This window comes from Enterococcus sp. DIV1279b (assembly GCF_050531515.1).
Classification (GTDB): domain Bacteria; phylum Bacillota; class Bacilli; order Lactobacillales; family Enterococcaceae; genus Enterococcus_D; species Enterococcus_D casseliflavus.
In genome coordinates, this window is the sequence record NZ_CP172891.1 from 2,136,684 (window position 1) to 2,154,976 (window position 18,293).

Annotated in this window: 16 protein-coding genes; 7 read left to right on the forward strand and 9 right to left on the reverse strand. The window is 43.0% G+C overall.

Features of this window, described 5'->3' with window-relative positions:
- Positions 1-120: 120 nt before the first annotated feature.
- Entirely contained in the window at positions 121-798 is a 678-nt protein-coding gene (locus IGI71_RS10030) for a YesL family protein (RefSeq protein WP_005229936.1), read from the reverse strand.
- Between the two features lie 15 nt (positions 799-813).
- Positions 814-1,782: an ABC transporter permease gene (locus IGI71_RS10035; RefSeq protein ID WP_005229934.1), complete on the reverse strand. Its 969-nt coding sequence runs from the start codon at positions 1,780-1,782 to the stop codon at positions 814-816.
- Positions 1,783-2,041: 259 nt separating this feature from the next.
- On the opposite strand from IGI71_RS10035, the gene IGI71_RS10040 reads away from it, so the two are divergent.
- A complete protein-coding gene (locus tag IGI71_RS10040) occupies positions 2,042-2,929 on the forward strand; it encodes a carbohydrate ABC transporter permease (RefSeq protein ID WP_015509917.1) in 888 nt (295 codons plus the stop codon).
- 60 nt (positions 2,930-2,989) lie between these two features.
- Here the strand turns inward: IGI71_RS10040 and IGI71_RS10045 are convergent, their stop codons facing one another.
- Positions 2,990-5,203: an AraC family transcriptional regulator gene (locus IGI71_RS10045; protein ID WP_144809207.1), complete on the reverse strand. Its 2,214-nt coding sequence runs from the start codon at positions 5,201-5,203 to the stop codon at positions 2,990-2,992.
- A 162-nt stretch (positions 5,204-5,365) separates the two neighbouring features.
- On the opposite strand from IGI71_RS10045, the gene IGI71_RS10050 reads away from it, so the two are divergent.
- The 5 genes from IGI71_RS10050 to IGI71_RS10070 all read left to right on the forward strand — a co-directional run bounded on the left by IGI71_RS10050 (position 5,366) and on the right by IGI71_RS10070 (position 11,435).
- Positions 5,366-6,346, forward strand: a complete 981-nt coding sequence (locus tag IGI71_RS10050; protein WP_128488404.1) for a LacI family DNA-binding transcriptional regulator — start codon at positions 5,366-5,368, stop codon at positions 6,344-6,346.
- 70 nt (positions 6,347-6,416) lie between these two features.
- Positions 6,417-7,820, forward strand: coding sequence for a tagaturonate reductase (locus tag IGI71_RS10055; protein WP_128488402.1), 1,404 nt, complete (start codon positions 6,417-6,419; stop codon positions 7,818-7,820).
- A 12-nt stretch (positions 7,821-7,832) separates the two neighbouring features.
- Positions 7,833-9,344, forward strand: a complete 1,512-nt coding sequence (locus IGI71_RS10060; protein ID WP_430615629.1) for a UxaA family hydrolase — start codon at positions 7,833-7,835, stop codon at positions 9,342-9,344.
- A 20-nt stretch (positions 9,345-9,364) separates the two neighbouring features.
- Entirely contained in the window at positions 9,365-10,753 is a 1,389-nt protein-coding gene (gene uxaC, locus IGI71_RS10065) for a glucuronate isomerase (RefSeq protein ID WP_128488398.1), read from the forward strand.
- A gap of 10 nt (positions 10,754-10,763) precedes the next feature.
- Positions 10,764-11,435 (forward strand): rhamnogalacturonan acetylesterase, encoded by a 672-nt coding sequence (locus IGI71_RS10070; RefSeq protein ID WP_015509923.1) that lies wholly within the window; start codon positions 10,764-10,766, stop codon positions 11,433-11,435.
- A 260-nt stretch (positions 11,436-11,695) separates the two neighbouring features.
- On the opposite strand, the gene IGI71_RS10075 is transcribed toward IGI71_RS10070, so the two are convergent.
- The 5 genes from IGI71_RS10075 to IGI71_RS10095 form a co-directional block, all read right to left on the reverse strand.
- Positions 11,696-12,502: a gluconate 5-dehydrogenase gene (locus IGI71_RS10075; RefSeq protein ID WP_005229917.1), complete on the reverse strand. Its 807-nt coding sequence runs from the start codon at positions 12,500-12,502 to the stop codon at positions 11,696-11,698.
- A 22-nt stretch (positions 12,503-12,524) separates the two neighbouring features.
- On the reverse strand, positions 12,525-13,367 hold the full coding sequence (kduI, locus tag IGI71_RS10080) for a 5-dehydro-4-deoxy-D-glucuronate isomerase (protein ID WP_005229915.1): 843 nt from the start codon (positions 13,365-13,367) through the stop codon (positions 12,525-12,527).
- 12 nt (positions 13,368-13,379) lie between these two features.
- On the reverse strand, positions 13,380-14,378 hold the full coding sequence (locus tag IGI71_RS10085) for a sugar kinase (RefSeq protein WP_128488396.1): 999 nt from the start codon (positions 14,376-14,378) through the stop codon (positions 13,380-13,382).
- A gap of 1 nt (position 14,379) precedes the next feature.
- The gene (locus tag IGI71_RS10090; protein ID WP_128488394.1) at positions 14,380-15,027 is read right to left on the reverse strand and encodes a bifunctional 4-hydroxy-2-oxoglutarate aldolase/2-dehydro-3-deoxy-phosphogluconate aldolase; all 648 of its coding nucleotides are present in this window, start codon (positions 15,025-15,027) and stop codon (positions 14,380-14,382) included.
- 110 nt (positions 15,028-15,137) lie between these two features.
- Positions 15,138-15,890: an IclR family transcriptional regulator gene (locus IGI71_RS10095; RefSeq protein WP_026008086.1), complete on the reverse strand. Its 753-nt coding sequence runs from the start codon at positions 15,888-15,890 to the stop codon at positions 15,138-15,140.
- 151 nt (positions 15,891-16,041) lie between these two features.
- On the opposite strand from IGI71_RS10095, the gene IGI71_RS10100 reads away from it, so the two are divergent.
- Positions 16,042-16,782 carry a MurR/RpiR family transcriptional regulator gene (locus IGI71_RS10100; protein WP_128489256.1) on the forward strand — a complete coding sequence of 247 codons (741 nt, stop codon included), beginning with the start codon at positions 16,042-16,044 and terminating at the stop codon, positions 16,780-16,782.
- Between the two features lie 18 nt (positions 16,783-16,800).
- Here the strand turns inward: IGI71_RS10100 and IGI71_RS10105 are convergent, their stop codons facing one another.
- On the reverse strand, positions 16,801-18,174 hold the full coding sequence (locus tag IGI71_RS10105; protein ID WP_231435620.1) for a gluconokinase: 1,374 nt from the start codon (positions 18,172-18,174) through the stop codon (positions 16,801-16,803).
- Positions 18,175-18,293 lie beyond the last annotated feature (119 nt).

Below are 18,293 nucleotides of genomic sequence, written 5' to 3' on the forward strand. Positions count from 1 at the left end.
TTTGAATGAATCCGTTCTACTGGCTGTATTTCATGAGGGTTCAGCTTGTCTTGCTATTTTCAGGTGTTCTCTAGTGACCGTTTTGTTTGCGGACCAGTAAAAGTCTTTGAGCCGTTTTCTTTAGATAATGACCTCATCTCCTTTGCTGGCAACGGTTTGCTCCGTAGTCGATGCCGTTTTTGAAACCACCTGATCTGTTTCAATTGGGTGGATATCTTGAAGAATTTTTTTACCAGCAAGGGCAAAAACACCACCAACTAAGCTGCTACCCATCAAAAAGAGGCCGATCAAGAAATAACTGCCCAGGACTAAATAGCCAACGATCAAAATCGTCCAACTTATGATCGAATAATGCAGATAGCCTAAACCTAACAACGCACTCCCCCGCAGGATCTCAAACACGGTCACAAAGTTGGTGGCTGCCATGACGGTATACACGTGCATGAATAAAAAGAGAAACGCAATCAAAAAGAGGACATTCGCTACTTGGATAAACCATGGAAATGGCGCAAATATGTTGGTGATCACGATCGCTGCAATGATCAGGAACAACCAACTGATCAGCACCGATTGTCGGAACCGTTCTTTACTATAGTAGAAAAAACTTTTGATCAAAGGTGGTCGTTCATGAAGACGAAGCCAGCGATCATAATATTTCATCATGGCATACGACGCAGGGCCAATGCCAAAGAGGACCCCTCCCAGGAGAGTCACACTGAGCCAAAGAAAGTGAAGTGCGATCAGCGTCAAAAATGCGAGTAATCCTTCGTTGATTTTCGTGATCTTTTCGATCGTCATGTGATCCCTTCTTTCTTAATAAATCCCGTCTTCGCCAATTTTTTTCGCCAAACGATTCGCAAAGATAACGAGGATCAAGCCAACAAGTCCTTTAAACAGCCCAACAGCTGTCGAGTAACTCAATTGACCATTTTGAATCCCGGCGGTATAGACAAAGGTATCAAAGATTTGGGCAACTTCACGGTTCATTGAGTTCATCAACAAGAACATATGCTCAAAGCCCATATCTAAGATCGAACCTATCTTTAAAATCAATAAGGTTACGATCGTTGGACGAATACAAGGCAATGTGATATGCCACATTTTTCGTAGCTTGCCAGCCCCATCCATATCCGCAGCTTCATAAAGCTGTTCATCAACATTGGTAATAGCGGCTAGATAGACGATCGTCCCCCAACCGGCACCTTTCCAAAGATCTTGGAAAATGTACATTGGACGCAACCACGTGCGGCTTGTTAGAAACGGGATACGTTCGCCACCAAGACTTTCGATCATGTTATTGATTACACCACCTTCTGTCGTTAATAAAACATAGAAGATGGAAACAACGATGACCCACGACATAAAATGAGGCAAATAAATGATGGTTTGAATCCCTTTTTTCAAACGGCGATTGTTTACTTCATTTAGCATAAGTGCCAATAATATAGGAAAAGGGAAAGAAATCGTGATATTTAAGAAAAACATGATCAGTGTATTGCGCATCAACATCACGAAGGTATCTTCAGTAAAGAGCCGAATAAAATGAGTGAAGCCAACAAAGGGGCTTCCTAGGATCCCCAAGAATGGTTGGTAGTCTTGAAAAGCGATGACCAAACCGCCCATCGGTATGTAACGGAAAATAAGAAAATATAAAATCCCCGGCAATACCATAATATAGAGGGCACGATTTTTTCTGATTTGCGCCCATTTTTTCTTTTTCAGCCGCAGCCGCTGTTCTTCTTCATTAAGTGGTGAGAAGTAATTATCAACTTTTGTTTCCATACTTGTTCCTCCGAATTTTTTTGATTTGATAGTCCCATGGTAGCGTGAAAAAAAGATAACGTATATAATCATTTTCTCAGCTTTGAAAAGGCATACATTTTTTAAGGTTATTTCTCAATCGATTTGGAAAACCCTTGATTTATCAACGTTTATCACTATTGTGAATTTCTTAACATGTAAAAGTGATTATATACGTTGTCCCCGCCTCATGATACGTTGGAAGTACCTATTTAAGTAAAAAAAGATGGAGGTTTTTTCTATGCAACAAACCCTGAAAAAAACGAACCGCCCGAAAAGTGAACGGGTCGTTCAAGGATTTATTATTGGCTTTCTACTACTCTTCACCTTAACGTGTCTCTTACCTTTTCTAAACATTCTCGGAAGCTCCTTTGCTTCTTCTTCTGAGATCGCGACACGAACATTTATCATTATCCCACGTGAATTTAGCTTAAATGCTTACCGGTATATTCTCTCGACACCCACGATTTTTACGAGTATTGGTGTTTCCCTTTTCGTGACCATCGTCGGAACGGTTCTTTCAATGATCTTGACCTCTTTTATGGCCTATGCTCTTTCGAGAAAATATTTGCATGGACGCGGCATCTTCAACTTTATTGTCGTATTTACCATGTTGTTTAGCGGTGGGATGATCCCAAGTTTTATTTTGGTACAAAGCCTCGGCTTGATCGATTCTCTCTGGGCATTGATCTTACCGAGCGCCATCAGTGCATATAATATGATCATTATGAGAAACTTTTTCCAAGGGATTCCTGATAGTTTAGAAGAATCCGCAAAAATGGATGGTTGCTCTGATTGGGGCGTCTTTTTCCGTATCATCTTACCCCTTTCCTTACCATCGATTGCGACGATCTCTTTGTTCTACGCTGTTAGTTATTGGAATACTTATCAATCAGCAATCTTGTACATCAATGATTCAGCGAAATGGCCGATCCAAGTGCTCCTTCGACAAATCGTGATCGTCTCCAGCGGGATGAACGCCGATGCCGCTAGTGTCGATGTTGTCCCCCCAGCACAATCCGTAAAAATGGCCGTGATCGTCGTTGCGACTCTGCCAATGTTGATCGCCTATCCATTTGTCCAGAAGTATTTCGTGAAAGGTGCAATGGTTGGTTCCGTCAAAGGGTAACCAACAGGCAGCAAAGAAAAAAGCGCTTTTTGATCGTCGATCAAAAAGCGCTTTTTTCTTTTAGTCTTTGGATCGTTTGCGATACTCTCCAGGTGTCATCTGTTCTTTCTTTTTGAAAAAGCGAATGAAGTTTTGAGAGTTGGTATATTGAAGGTTGGCTGCGATTTCCTTGATCGTCATATCCGTTTCCCGCAACCATTTTTTGGCGATTTGCAACCGATAGTTTTGTAAGTAATCGGCAAAATTGATGGATAATTCCTTTTTAAACACATTACTTAAGTAATTGGCATTATAATGCAGCTGTTCAGCAATGCTATCTAAGGAGAGATCTTGGTCGTATTGTTGGTGTACGATCAAGACCATCTTTTCAGACAAGGAGCGAATTTCTCGATCTGTTTTGGCTTGCGTCGTTTCAACGATAGGTAAAACTAACTCATGATAGATGATTTGCTCAACTTTGAACAAACTGGTTTGGTTGAGCACGGATTGATAAACTTTACGACTATTCTGCAAGCTGGTATGATCTGCTCCTAAGAGTTGCCCTAGCTGAACGATACTGTTGATCAACTTAAACAAGGCACTTTCAATCGTCAACGGATTTTTGTTTTCATGAATGATTTCCCGTACGACTTCCGTGTAACTCGCTTTGATGGTCGCTAGTTCCCCACTACGCATCGCATCCAAAAAGGTACTTTCTGCTTCTCTAGGGTATTGAACGATCGCGTTATTGTCTAATTGTGCTGCAATGTCGTCAAAAAAGATAATGACTTCTTCCCCTAAATTCATTCGATAGTGCAAGGCTTCTTTGGCGTTATCAACCGCTAGTTTGGTTTCTACGAGGCGGTCGTAGGATTGTGAGACCCCACAACTTATTTTGATTTTCAAGTAATCTTTTGCCGCTTGATGGATCTTTTGACAATAGGTCAATACTTGTTTTTGGTCAACTGATTCAGGAAGCTTTAAAATCGTTCCTTGGGTTTCTTGACTGGAGATGATTGGTTGAAAACGCAAATGTGCTGGAATGATCTCAGAAACGAGATTCTCGATGGCAAGCAAGAAAATATCAATAGTCGCTGTTTCTCGTCCACACAAATCATCGATTTGAATCAGTAATACGGCAAAGTGTTCTGTTTTGGATACTTCATACCCAAATTGTGACAGTTTTAAGTGAATATCTTCTTCTGAGATACAGCCGCGAAACAAGTTTAATAGAAACAAGGATTCTAGCTCGGGCTTTTGATGCTCGACTTTGATGGCGAGATCGTGGTTTTGATGTAAGACCTGGTCGATATCGGAAATCAACTGATTGACTTCTAATTTCTGACCTTGTTTTTTGGGTTTTAAAAGCTCACCGATCCGATTGATGGGTGAGGTAGCCACGATCGCAATGCGATAGGATACTAATAAAAAGAGGATGATCAAAAGACTGCCAATCACGATCAAACCGCTTCTTAATTCACGGATTGCTTGTGAAACGCTAGCAGGCGCCAGACGGATCACATGATACCACTGATTGTAATCCGATTGTGTGACCACATACTTATTGTTTTCTTTGTCAGTGAAGATGCCATCGCCGTGGGCAGCTGCAATCATTGTTTCTTGTAAGGCAGAATCGATCACTTCACCATTATCGAAAAGCAGTTGTCCGTCTGCATGAAAAATATTCAAAAAGGAATCGTCATGATCTGCCACCAACTGAGCAATGGTATGGTCTTGGATTTCAGCGATCCCCAAAGCAGTGGTTTCCTGTCGAAACACAGGCAGCGTCATCACCATTTTTAAATAGCCATCTTCTGGCAACCAATACAAGTAGCGTTGGTTGTCGATCAACGCTTGAAAAGCAGCGAATTCAGTATCATCGATCTGTTTTAAGGAGCCTTCTTCGATTTTCCAATGCTGATTCAAATTCACCAATTGGTAGCTGGCGTTTTCGATCCCCATCACACCAATGTAAGCCAGTTGTGAATTGATCTCTCGCACTTGTCGATAATTCGTCACGGAAAACGGCTGTTCCATCGTATCGGAAAAGCTTTGTGTGCTACTGTATGTAGAAAAGGCATACTCCACCATCTGAATTTTTTGATCCAGATTTTCTTTGACTTGGTTGACCAAATTATGCTGACTTTGCAAAAATGTTTCTTGAATGTTTTGATACGTTCGATGATAAATGACCCCACTAAACCCAATGATTAAAGCGCTACCAATTAGAAAAATCAAAATAAATATTTTATAAAACAAGTTGGACGTTTGATGATAGCTTAAAAAGAATTTCATAGACTCCCTCCCATTACCTAACTATCTTCTTTTATACTAGCACATCCCAGAAAAAGTTCCTATGTTATTTTGAAAAATGTTTCACGTGTGCATCCTTGGTGTATTGACATTCTCGTGGGAACAAGCTATGCTTGAATCAAGCAAAAAGGAAGAAGGTTTTCTATGGTCACGATCAAAGATATCGCCAAAGTCGCTGGTGTTTCACATACAACTGTTTCTCGTGCGTTAAACGATAGCCCATTAATTAAGCCAGAAACAAAAAAGAAGATCGCAGCCATCGCCGAATCTTTACACTATGTGCCCAATGTCAATGCCAAAAGTCTGGTGAATCAAAAATCCTATATCATTGGTCTTTATTTTTCTCATCTATCCATTGGTACTTCCGATAGCTTTTTAGTCGAAGTGATCAAAGGAATCAGTGATACCCTACCATCCGAATATACTTTGGCGGTTCATGAATTATTGCAATCCGATACATTTGATGAAGAGCCGAATCGCCTCGATGGAGCGATCGTGATGAGTCAAAGCAATCGTGATGACGGTTTTATCGCTGCTCTTTCAAAGAAAAATATTCCCATCGTCGTTTTGAATCGTCAATTGCAGGATGCAACCTTGATGAATGTCACTAGTAATGATGCCCAAGGGGTCTATCAAATGATCACCTATGTGCTTGAACAAGGCTTTCGAAAGATCGCCATGATTGAAGGGATCGCTTCCTTTGGTTCCGCTAGAGAGCGCCGCAAAGGATTTATGAAAGCGATTCAAGAAAAGCAGCTTGTCTGCCCGAAAGAATACTTCGTAGCTGGCGACTACTCGTTGGAAAGCGGTCAGCTGGGTGCCCAGCAACTACTCGCTTTACCTGAACCACCTGAAGTGATTTTTTGCGCCAATGATGACATGGCGATTGGTGCGATCAATGCCTGTCATCAAGCAGGACGAAAGATCCCTGAGGAGATCGGTATCATCGGTTTTGATGATAGTTCTTTTTCTCCCTATACGTATCCCCCATTAACAACGATCCGCAAACCAGTCTATGAAATGAGTCAATTGGCAGCAACCCTGCTGTTGCAGGCATTTGCCAATCAAGTAGTTGAGAAACAACATTTCTTTGATACCTCGTTAATCATTCGTCAATCGCTGTAAGCCTCTTGTTTTCAAGAGCGCTTACGCAAAAATGTTAACGTGTGCATAACTATTTTTTAAGGAGGATTCTATGAAAAAAATTACCGAACAACCCCATCAAACCTATCCAGCCCGAGTGATTCAATTCGGGGAAGGCAATTTTATGCGGGGCTTTTTTAACTGGCAGCTGCAGCAATTGAACAAGCAAGGTCTTTTTAACGGCAGTGCCGTTGTGGTACAGCCGATTGATCACGGCTTGAAAGAGCTGTTGGCACAACAAGAAAATCTCTACACCGTTATCTTAGAAGGACTTGTCGATGGCGCTTTATCTCAAACATTTGAAGTCGTCTCCACCATTGATCAAGTGCTGAATCCTTATCAGCAATGGGAAGACTATCTTGCTTTAGCCGAAGACGAGCAACTTGAGATCATCGTTTCTAATACGACGGAAGCAGGTATTGCGTTTCACCCAGAGGATACCTTACACGATACCCCTCCCCACAGTTTTCCCGCAAAACTGACCGCTCTTTTGTATCGTCGTTTTCAACTACGAAAAAAGGGATTTTTGATCATTCCTTGTGAATTGATCGATCGGAATGGGGAAAAACTAAAAGAGATCGTCTTACAATATGCCGCATTATGGTCTTTGGAATCAGACTTCGTCAACTGGTTAGAAAAAGAAAACACCTTCTGCTGCAGCTTAGTCGATCGGATCGTTCCAGGATATCCTCGCGACAAAGTGGCACAATACCAAGAGGTTCTTGGCTATGAGGATGCCGTAATGGTCACTGCGGAACCCTTTATGTTATGGGTGATCGAAGGAAACGGCGTAGCCGAAAAGCTCCCTTTGCAAGAAGCTGGGTTGAATGTGATCGTGACAGAAGATATGACTCCTTACCGTGAACAAAAAGTACATTTATTAAATGGTCCTCATACGGCGATGGTTCCCCTCGGTCTTTTAGCGGGTTTAGAAACCGTTGAAGAAGTAATGAACGACCGTGAATTTGCAGCCTTTTTGGATGGTCTTTTTCAGGAAGAGTTGATTCCAATGCTTGATTTGCCTAAAGCGCAGCTTGCAGCTTATGCGGACCAAATCAAAGAGCGCTTCAGAAATCCTTATGTGAAGCATCAGCTGCAATCGATCGCTTTAAACAGCGTCTCAAAATTCCGTGCGCGTCTTCAACCAGTCTTAAGTCGTTATGTCCAACAAAACCAGCAGGTACCAAAACGAATCACTGCCGCACTGGCAGGATTGCTGACTTTCTATCTCACACGACCCTTTCAAGATGATGAGCTAGTGACAACCATATTTCAGCAAGTGAAACAATTACCAGCAGAGGAACAGATCGCAGCTCTATTAAAAAATGAGCAACTTTGGCATGCAGACCTGAGCTTTATGACAGAGACAATCAATGAAATGTGCGCATGTCTAAAACAAGACGGACCCCGCCAGTTACTTGCGTCGATTGACACCCCTGAGCCAAGTTTGAAATAAAGGAGAATCTTTATGTCCAGCACATTAACAGAAACACCCGCGCAACTATTGAAATTGCACCCTAAAGACAATGTCGCAGTCGCATTAAAACCACTAGCTGCTAAAACGACCCTTGCATTTGAAGACCAAACGATCACCCTATTTGAGGATATTCCACAAGGACACAAAATCGCCCTCAAAGACCTCGCACAATCACAAGACGTGATCAAATATGGCTATCCCATTGGACATCTCTTAGCTGATGTTAAAACTGGCCAATGGTTGCATACCCACAATGTTAAAACCAACCTTTCTGGTACCTTAGCATACACCTATGCTCCCGATTTGCATCCCGTCCGTTATCCAAAAAGGGCTGCGACGTTCCAAGGGTATCGACGGGCAAATGGCAAAGTTGGGATTCGTAATGATTTACTGATCGTGCCAACAGTTGGTTGTATCAATGGCATCGCAGAGATCATTGTTGAAAACTTCAAGAAGAATCATTCAGATCTTGGCACTTTTGATCATATTACGATCCTTAAACATCCCTACGGCTGCTCCCAGTTAGGCCAAGATCATCAAAACACCCGTCAAATTTTAATTGATGCGGTACATCATCCAAATGCCGGTGGCGTCTTGGTCTTTGGCTTAGGTTGTGAGAACAACACCGTTCCCGAGTTTAAGAAAAACCTGGGTGACTACGATCCAAAGCGCGTCAAATTTATGGTGGCACAGGAAAGCGACGATGAAATTGCGGTCGGAGAAAGCTTATTAGAAGAATTACTGGAAGCAGCAAAAGAGGATCAACGAGAAGCCGTTCCCTTGAGTGAGCTAAAGATCGGGTTGAAATGTGGGGGTTCCGACGGGTTTTCTGGGATCACCGCCAACCCTTTGTTGGGGGCATTTTCTGACTTTTTAGTTTCTCAAGGTGGCAGTACGGTCTTGACGGAAGTACCCGAAATGTTTGGCGCTGAACAAGTCTTGATGGCGCGTGCACAAGATGAAGCCACCTTTGAAAAAATTCTCCATCTAATCAACGACTTTAAAGATTATTTCCTTGCATACGGTGAACCGGTCTATGAAAATCCTTCTCCTGGCAATAAGGCAGGCGGTATCACTACGCTAGAAGATAAGTCATTAGGCTGTACCCAAAAATCTGGGACTTCCGCTGTCGTCGATGTCTTAAAATATGGGGAAAAACTCCGTAAGCCAGGCTTGAGCCTGCTGGAAGGTCCAGGAAACGACCTTGTTGCCGCTTCTGCACTGGCTTCTGCCGATTGCCAACTCGTCTTATTTACCACTGGTCGCGGCACGCCATTTGGTGCCTATGTGCCGACCATGAAAGTTGCCACGAATCAAGAGATTTATCATAAGAAACCCCACTGGATGGATTTCAACGCTGGTCGCTTGTTGGAAGAGCCGATGGAGGTCGTGCTGGAAGATTTTATTCAAGCGATCATCGATACTGCCAGTGGAAAACCGACGCGTAATGAAGCCAACAACGTTCGTGAGATCGCCATCTTTAAAAATGGCGTGACACTATAATCAAAGAAAAGAGGTTCAACATGTTTTTAAATGATAACTATTTATTGCCAAATGAAATTGCTCAAACACTATACCATGACTATGCCAAAGAGCTGCCGATCATTGATTACCACTGCCACCTAGACCCGAAAGAAATCTATGAGGATCGGCCCTTTAAAACTATCACCGAGGCATGGCTAAGTGGTGATCATTACAAATGGCGATTGATGCGCGCTTGTGGCGTACCCGAAGAAGCGATTACGGGCAATGCCAGTGATTATGAAAAATTTTTGGCATGGTGTCAAACAGTGCCAAAATTGGTGGGAAATCCCCTTTACAGTTGGACCCATTTAGAATTAAAGCGATTTTTTGAGATCGATCTTCCCGTTACTGAAGAAAACGCCGAAACTTTGTGGAGGCTATGCAACGAAAAATTGCAGCAAAAAGACTTTACCCGAAGAGCTTTGATTGCTCGCAGTAACGTCGAGATCGTTTGCACCACAGATGATCCAGTCGATGATCTTCACTATCATCACCAATTAAGCCAAACAGAACAACGTTTTCGGGTCTTGCCGACCTTTCGACCTGACAAAGCGTTACAAATCGACCATCCGAATTTTCTTACCTATGTTACCAAACTCGAAAAGAGTGTCGAAAACGCGATCACTACCTACGATGCTTTCTTGAGAGCCTTGCGGGACCGTGTAACCTACTTTCACCAGCATCACTGCCGCTTGTCTGACCATGCGTTGGATACTTTAGTGTATGCTGCAGACGAACAGTTATCCCTTGAAGCAATTTTTGCCAAAGCATTAGCTGGAGAATCTTTAGAGGAAAACGAAGTCTCGTTCTTCAAAACCAATGTTCTAGTTGAACTGATGAAGCTGTATCACGAACATAGTTGGACGATGCAACTGCATGTCCATGCGTACCGTAACTGCAATCAACGAATGTTTGAGCGCTTGGGACCAGATACGGGCTACGATGGCATCAATGATCAACCACTGACTCAAAGCTTGCAGAAATTATTGAACGCTGCTGATGCGCAGGACCATTTGCCTCAAACGATTCTCTACTCCTTAAATCCCAATGACTATGATGCACTCGTCGCTTTGATGGGGTGCTTCCAGCAAGAAGGCAATAATAAATTGCAGTTAGGATCTGGCTGGTGGTATAACGACACCCGCGCAGGCATGCGTCACCAATTGACGAAATTCGCAGATGGCAGTGTGATCTTTAACTTTGTCGGCATGCTGACGGATTCAAGAAGCTTTTTGTCTTACACCCGTCATGAATATTTCCGACGCGTCTTTTGTGAATGGCTTGCTGAGATCGTTGTACGTGGTGAAGCACCTGCTGATCTTCGTCAGCTAAAACCATTAGTAGAAAATGTCTGTTATCAAAACGCCAACAACTACTTCAAATTTTAGGAGAAAGACAATGGAAAAAATCGTCATCGTCGGTGATTCCACCGCATCGATCAAAGAGCCTAGCGCTCGTCCAGAAACGGGCTGGGGTGAAAAGATCTCACGCTATCTCCCCCAGCATCAAATCGTCAACTTGGCAAAAAATGGGCGTTCCTCCAAAAGCTTCATTGAAGAAGGACGCTTGTTGCAGGCAAAAAAAGAACTATATGCTGGTGATTATCTCTTGATTCAATTTGGACACAACGATCAAAAAACAGATAGTCGTGGTACGACACCTGTAGAATATCAGCATAATTTAGCAACCTTCGTGCAAACGGCACGCCAGCAGCAAGCGACACCGATCCTATTGACCTCGATCACTCGTTTGCATTACGTGGACCAACAGCAACTTGATCCTTTGGCAGTCGGTCCTTACCCAGAAGCAATGCGTGCTTTGGCTACCTCCTTGGATGTGGTCTGTCTGGATCTTTTTGCCGCAACACAACGGTTCTTTTCAGCACTGGAACCACAACAGGCGAAAACCTATTTTCTTCATTTAGAAAAAAACCAGCACCCCAATTATCCAGCCGGCATTACGGATAACACGCATTTGAATGACCAAGGTGCTACAGCCGTCGCCAAATTAGTTGCCAAATGTTTGTCAAATGCTCCATTACCGCTTGCACAACAAGTTTTGTTAGATTGAAACTCATTGTTCGTGTTGAATCTTCCCCTAACATAAATACGCTACCTGATTTGAAAAAGAGCTACTCAAGCAAAACGCTGCGAAGAACATTTTCCTTCACAGCGTTTTGCTTTTCACTCTTTCTAAAAGATTTGTTTGCCATTCCTTTGCTTCAACCCCTTTATCGCCAAGCTACCTTTTAAAGCCTTGCATTTCTTAGGTGTTGCACCATAAAAAAATGGGAACGATTGCATTCGTCCCCATCCTTACTACTTATTGTTTTATTCAGGTTGTTTCCCGATATACGCCAAGATACCGCCGTCTACATATAAGACATGGCCATTGACAAAGTTTGATGCCTCAGAAGCTAAGAAAACAGTTGGTCCTGCTAAATCTTCTGGCTCACCCCAACGGGCAGCAGGTGTTTTCGCTACGATAAATTGATCAAATGGGTGACGAGAACCGTCTGGTTGGATCTCTCGTAATGGTGCGGTTTGCGGTGTTGCAATATAACCAGGTCCGATCCCATTACATTGGATGTTAGCTGAACCAAATTCAGCACAAATGTTTTTCGTCAACATTTTCAAGCCGCCTTTAGCCGCTGCGTAACCAGCCACCGTTTCTCTTCCCAATTCACTCATCATTGAGCAAATGTTAATGATTTTTCCATGTCCTTTTTTGATCATTGACGGTAAGACTGCTTTTGAAACGATAAATGGAGCGTTCAAGTCCACGTCAACGACTTGGCGGAAGTCTTCAGCAGACATCTCCAACATCGGGATTCGTTTGATGATCCCAGCATTATTGACTAAGATATCGATCACGCCAACTTCTTCTTCGATCTGCTTGACCATTTCGTTGACTGCTTTTTCATCCGTTACATCACAGACATAGCCGTGGGCTTCGATCCCTGCTTCACGATAGTTTGCTAATCCTTTATCCACTGATTCTTGATCCAAGTTGTTAAAAACGATCGTTGCTCCTGCTGCTGCTAGTGAACGAGCGATCGTAAAACCGATCCCATAGACAGCTCCTGTCACTAATGCGATCTTACCATCTAAACGAAATTGATCCATTGAAAAATCCATAATTGATAAACCCTCTTTCTTTTTATTTTAAGTCGTCCATTGCCACCATATCCATGTCGGTATAGGTGATATTTTCGCCACACATTGCCCAGATAAAGGAGTAGTTACTGGTTCCAACACCCGAATGGATCGACCAGCTTGGAGAAATAACTGCCTGTTCTTCACTAACGACTAAATGCTTCGTTTCATCTGGTTTGCCCATCATATGGAACACTTTTGTGTCTTCGTTGGCAAAATCAAAATACACATATGCTTCCATCCGACGTTCATGGGTATGACTTGGCATCGTATTCCAAGCACTGCCTGGTTCTAAGATCGTGTACCCCATTTGTAATTGACAGCTTTCACAAACATTTGGGTGAATGTATTGATAAATTTTCCGTTCATTTAATGTCAAGCCCTCGCCTGTCTCCATTGGTGTGACTTGATCGATACTGATTTTTACATTTGGGTATTTCTTATGTGCTGGCACGCAAGATAGATAGAATTTCGCTGGATTTGCTGGATCATCTGAGTGGAACAAGACTTGTTTGGTTTCCTTGCCGATATAGTAGCCGTCTTGTTTTTTCATTGGTTCTTTTTGGCCATCGATCGTGATCGCACCAGGTCCTCCAATATTGATGACACCTAATTCGCGACGTTCTAAGAAGTATTCCACCCCTAATTCGCTACTTAATTGCACTTCTAACGCTTCTTCTGTCGGTGTCACTCCGCCAAAGATCATGCGATCATTGTGGGTATAGGTCAGCATGATTTGTCCTGGTGTGAAAATTTTCTCTACCAAAAATTCTCTGCGTAATTCCTCGGTACTATAGTGACGAATATCAAGTGGACTATGGGTATAGCGTGTTTCCATGTGTTGCATGTTTTATTCCTCCTATCGGATAATTTTTCCTGAACCTGTTGCAATAAATTCTTGTATCTCATTGGCGCTAAACTGATTACAGTCGCCATGGATCGTATGTTTCAAAGCAGATGCTGCAGTGGCAAAATCAATGATTTCTTGGTCTTGTTTCTTCGTGACAAGACCATGTAGGACACCAGCTGAAAAGGCATCGCCGCCGCCGACGCGATCAACGATGGGATTGATCTCATGGGTAGCAGAAACGACATAATTGCCGTTGTGCCATAGGCTTCCTGTCAATTGATTGTGACTTGCTGAGAGCACCTGACGACTAGTTGAATAAAAGAGCTGGATATTTGGATATTTCCGATGCATTTCTTGATAATAGTAGTCATCTTCGACTTCCTCTGTTGGAGCTGATACATCCATAAAGACTTGGGCATCTAACTGTCCTGCCGAGCAATAATCAACATAAGGGAGTACTTCTTGCAAAAAGACGCGTGCTTCATCTGTCGTCCACAGCTTTCCACGATAATTGATATCGAAACTGATTTTACAACCAGCTGCTTTCGCTTCTTTGATCAACGTCAGCAAAAGTGTCTGCCAAGTCGTTGAAAGAGCGGGCGTGATCCCTGAAAGGTGAACAATGTCAACCCCATCAAAAAGGTCAGATTGCCACTCATTTTCTTTCATTTGAGCAAAGCTTGAGCCTGCGCGATCATAAACCACTCGCGCTGCTCGTTCCCCGATACCGGTTTCAATATAGTAAGTACCTAGTCGGGAACCGCCACGAAGCAAGTGGCGACAATCGACGCCATAGCTTCGTAAATGATGAAAAACGGCATCTCCTAAAGCATTCTCAGGCACTTTACTAGCAAAAGAAACGCGATGACCAAAATTCGCCAAGGAGATCGCAACATTGGCTTCTCCACCGCCATAATGGGCAGCAAACATCGAACTATGGGCGATTCGGTCGCCTAACGTTGTCGATAGACGCAACATGATTTCTCCTAGTGTCAGAATCTTTGCCATCTTACTTTCCTCGAATCTCTTTTAATTTTGCCGCATATTGTTTCGCTACTTCTGTTACTTTGTCAAAATCCCCACTTGCTGCTGGCGCTAACAAATTGCCCCCTACACCAACGGCTACGACACCCGCCGCAAACCATTCTTGCATGTTGTCTAAGCTGACACCACCGGTCGGCATAATGTTTAATTGTGGCAATGGCGCTTTGAAGGCCGAGATGATACTTGGTCCATACGCACTACCCGGGAATAGTTTAATGATATCTGCGCCTGCTTTTAAGGCGTCCTTCATTTCTGAAATGGTCATGCAACCAGGCAGATACGGGATTTGATATAAATTACATAATTCAGCCGTTTCTTGATCAAAGGTTGGGCTTACCACATATTGTGCTCCTGCCATGATCGCTAAGCGAGCGGTCACTGCATCAAGAACGGTCCCCGCACCAACGACTACCTCTGGATTATCTTTGAAGGTTACTACTAATTCAGCGATTACATCCGCCGCTTGAGGCACTGTAAAAGTCAACTCAATGCCAGTGATCCCCCCTGCAACGATCGCTTTACTTGCTTGTAGTGCTTCTTCTTTTGAAGCGCCACGCACAACAGCGATCACGCCGCTTTCCTTTAGTTTCATTAAATTCGCTACTTTTTTCATTGAGACCCTCCATTTATTTCCTATTTGGAAAATGGTATTTATTATAAAGAAACTTACACGTTTATTATACCGTTCTCGTTTTTATTTGCAAGGGCTTTCCACTAAAAAGTTTATAATGCTTGTTCAATTTGTTGTTTTGTCGCAATAATCGCATCGATCAATGTCGATTTGTATTCTGGGGTCAAGCGGTATTTCGGTAGGCTGATAGAAAACGCCCCAACGATCTCCTGATCCTTTATCAGTGAGGCGCCTATGCAATAGATTTCTTGTTCCATTTCTTCATCATCAAACGCTACTTGGTTTTCTTTTGCCTGTTCCAATTCTTTCTTCAACTTCAACTGATTCGTAATGGTGTTTTCCGTATAAGCGGTTAAAGGCGTTGCTGCCAAATATTCTTCCACTTGAGGGGCATCAAACTCCGCTAAAACAGCTTTCCCCATGGCAGAGCTATACAACGGTCTTGTGATCCCTACTTTGGAAGACATGCGGATCGTTTGATTGTGGGGCTCCAATTTATTGACATAAAGAATCTCATTGGCAGTCAAGACCCCTAAGTGGATTGTTTCATCCGCCGTTTTCTGCAATGCTTCCAAGTAAGGCAAGCTGATTTCCACTAAATCAAGCTCTTGAATGTTTTGATTGGCATACTTGATCAGCTTAGACCCTAAGCGATAATTCTTCTCTTTGTCGCGTTTGACATAGCCGATCATTTGCAGCGTTTCTAATATTTTCAAAGCTGTGGATGGGGTCAGTTTCGTTGCTTCTGAAATTTCTTGCAATGGTTTACTTGGCGCTTCTGCGAGATAATCTAAAATGGTTGCTGCTTTTAGTAGTACGGTTCCATATGGTTTTTGCGTCATCATTTCTCCACCTTTATTTTCTATATAAGAAATTATAATATCTTTTTAGGAAATGCACAATCCTTTTTCCTATATATCAGCATGACGCGATTCCCATTTTACTTTCTGTCGTTATTCATTGTATGATGAAGACAAGACAAAGGAGTGCCGAACAATGGACTTAAATGTATTGATCAAAGGAAAAAAATTGACTGACAATGAGCTGCAAATCCTTAATTATTTGCTTGCAAATACCGCTGCGATCGATGGACTGCCCTTAAGAGAAATCGCTAAAGCGATCTACACTTCCCCCGCAACCATCGTGCGGCTTGCGCAAAAATTAGGTTTTTCTGGCTATCTAGAGCTACTTTACTTCTTAAAGAATCGCTTGAAAAATCAGACGATCACTGAAGCCGCCATCGATTACCAAATTGACGCTGCCAGTATTGCAGATACGATCGACGCGATCAAAGAAATCTATGGACGAAACAAGGACAAGTTTATTACGATTTATGCAACAGGTTTTTCTGGGATCGTGGCAGAATACCTCCACAAAAAAATGCTTGTCAACGGCATCAAAACCTTATTAGTCAGTGCTTCTGACTCAGGTGGGATCATTAGTAACAACATCGAGAACATCAGTATGCTGATCACCATCTCTAAATCTGGCGAAACACAAAAAGTACTGGAGAAGATGGCATTAGCCAATGAACATCACATACCAACTGTTTTGTTTTGCGGGAACGGTGATCATCGCGCCAATCAACTAGCGACCTTTTCCTTTGAAGTGACCGATGAACGTCCCTACGACACCCAAAACATCCAGTACACTAGCTTCTTTGGTAAACTGCTCTTATTGATGGAATATATCGTCGACGCTTTTACCCATGTTGAAAAAGAAAACCAGCAACCCTAGTGGATTGCTGGTTTTTGCTTATGCTTGAAAATAGGTTTTTGCCAATTCTTGATAGAGCGCTTGGTTCTGCGGATCAGGAACAAATTTTTCATCTGGCTGATCTTGCCGCACAACAGAGCTTTTGTATAAATCATACAAGCCGAATATCGGTTCGTTTTCATCGGAAAGATAACAGGTCAGCCCCAACACATCCGCGGTCATTTGACCTAAAAGTTTTGTTTGAAAGAAACCACCACTTACAGTGACTGCCCCTTCCAACTGCGCCATTTGCTTTAATAAATCGATGTTCATCAGCATGCCTTCGATGACTGCCCGCAACATGTCTGAGCGATTGTGTTTCAGGGTCAAGCCAGAAAAGCCGCCTGTGATCTCATTTGTCCAAAAAGGTGCCCGCTCCCCGTTTAAATAGGGAAAAAAACGTAAGCCGTTACTGCCGATCGGCGACTCCTCCATGACTTGAGGCAGATAATGATAAAACGCATCAGGATCTTCTGATAAGGTCTCTTTTGCCCAAGCAAGGACACAGCCACCATTATTCGAAGGTGCCCCTACGACATAGAGGTCATCTTGCAGATAGTAGCAAAAATTTTGTTTTTGGCGATCAAAGACGGTGGTCTCACTTACTTTACGAACCGCCGCACTGGTTCCGATCGTCAAGCTGTTGCGGATCCCTGTAGAAATATAGCCAGCATATGCTGCTAAACACCCATCGCTAGCCCCACACATCACTTCTACCTCAGGCTTCAAGCCACACCGCTGCGCCATCTCCTCTGTAATCAAAAAACGATCAGTCGGTGCACATAAAGGCGCTAACTGGGCTTTTGAAAGGGATAAATAATTGAGAATCTTTTGACTCCATTGCTTTTCTTTCAAAGAAAAAAGACCGGTCGCTGATGCGGTACTATAATCGATCCGTGCTTGTCTGGTAAACAACGCCATTGCTAGTTCTTTTAAGCCAAACCATTTCGTCTCTTTGGAATATGAACCATTTGTTTGGAAATAAGCCAGTTTCGCAAAGGGAGACATCGCATGGATCGGTGTCCCTGTCTCTTCATAAAACGTTGCCGCCAGATCCGTTTGACGAAAGGCCGTCATCGTTTGACTCGCTTGATTGTCTGACCAAATGTAAATCTCTTCTGCTGTCTCACCCTCCACTGGCATCAAACTGTGCATGGCGGTACTGAACCCGATCACTGTGATTGCCGCTTTTAATTGAGCGGGAATCGTTGTGACACCACTGATCAATTGGCTACTGATCTGGGTCGCTGATTGGGTCTGTTTTAACCCGTGGCTATGGGTTTTGATTGGTAATGACTGTGAGTAAATGATTTTCCGATCTTCAATGACCCCAAATTTTATGGCTGTCGTGCCGATATCAATCCCTAAAAACATCGCATTGCTCCCTCTCATCTGATTCAATTAGCTTTATTCTACCATAGTTAGTGGCATATTCTAGTATACCTGTCTGATCGTTTTGTTGAGAAGACGTTTCGTGGTGATTTTCTTCAGAG

Excerpts from the sequence above, each read along its gene's own strand:
- IGI71_RS10040 (WP_015509917.1), top strand. The coding sequence starts at position 2,042 with ATGCAACAAACCCTGAAAAAAACGAACCGCCCGAAAAGTGAACGGGTC.
- IGI71_RS10095 (WP_026008086.1), bottom strand. The coding sequence starts at position 15,890 with ATGATGACGCAAAAACCATATGGAACCGTACTACTAAAAGCAGCAACC.
- IGI71_RS10055 (WP_128488402.1), top strand. The coding sequence starts at position 6,417 with ATGAAAAAAATTACCGAACAACCCCATCAAACCTATCCAGCCCGAGTG.
- IGI71_RS10035 (WP_005229934.1), bottom strand. The coding sequence starts at position 1,782 with ATGGAAACAAAAGTTGATAATTACTTCTCACCACTTAATGAAGAAGAA.
- IGI71_RS10060 (WP_430615629.1), top strand. The coding sequence starts at position 7,833 with ATGTCCAGCACATTAACAGAAACACCCGCGCAACTATTGAAATTGCAC.
- IGI71_RS10070 (WP_015509923.1), top strand. The coding sequence starts at position 10,764 with ATGGAAAAAATCGTCATCGTCGGTGATTCCACCGCATCGATCAAAGAG.
- IGI71_RS10050 (WP_128488404.1), top strand. The coding sequence starts at position 5,366 with ATGGTCACGATCAAAGATATCGCCAAAGTCGCTGGTGTTTCACATACA.
- IGI71_RS10090 (WP_128488394.1), bottom strand. The coding sequence starts at position 15,027 with ATGAAAAAAGTAGCGAATTTAATGAAACTAAAGGAAAGCGGCGTGATC.
- kduI (WP_005229915.1), bottom strand. The coding sequence starts at position 13,367 with ATGCAACACATGGAAACACGCTATACCCATAGTCCACTTGATATTCGT.
- IGI71_RS10045 (WP_144809207.1), bottom strand. The coding sequence starts at position 5,203 with ATGAAATTCTTTTTAAGCTATCATCAAACGTCCAACTTGTTTTATAAA.
- IGI71_RS10100 (WP_128489256.1), top strand. The coding sequence starts at position 16,042 with ATGGACTTAAATGTATTGATCAAAGGAAAAAAATTGACTGACAATGAG.
- uxaC (WP_128488398.1), top strand. The coding sequence starts at position 9,365 with ATGTTTTTAAATGATAACTATTTATTGCCAAATGAAATTGCTCAAACA.
- IGI71_RS10085 (WP_128488396.1), bottom strand. The coding sequence starts at position 14,378 with ATGGCAAAGATTCTGACACTAGGAGAAATCATGTTGCGTCTATCGACA.
- IGI71_RS10030 (WP_005229936.1), bottom strand. The coding sequence starts at position 798 with ATGACGATCGAAAAGATCACGAAAATCAACGAAGGATTACTCGCATTT.
- IGI71_RS10075 (WP_005229917.1), bottom strand. The coding sequence starts at position 12,502 with ATGGATTTTTCAATGGATCAATTTCGTTTAGATGGTAAGATCGCATTA.
- IGI71_RS10105 (WP_231435620.1), bottom strand. The coding sequence starts at position 18,174 with ATGTTTTTAGGGATTGATATCGGCACGACAGCCATAAAATTTGGGGTC.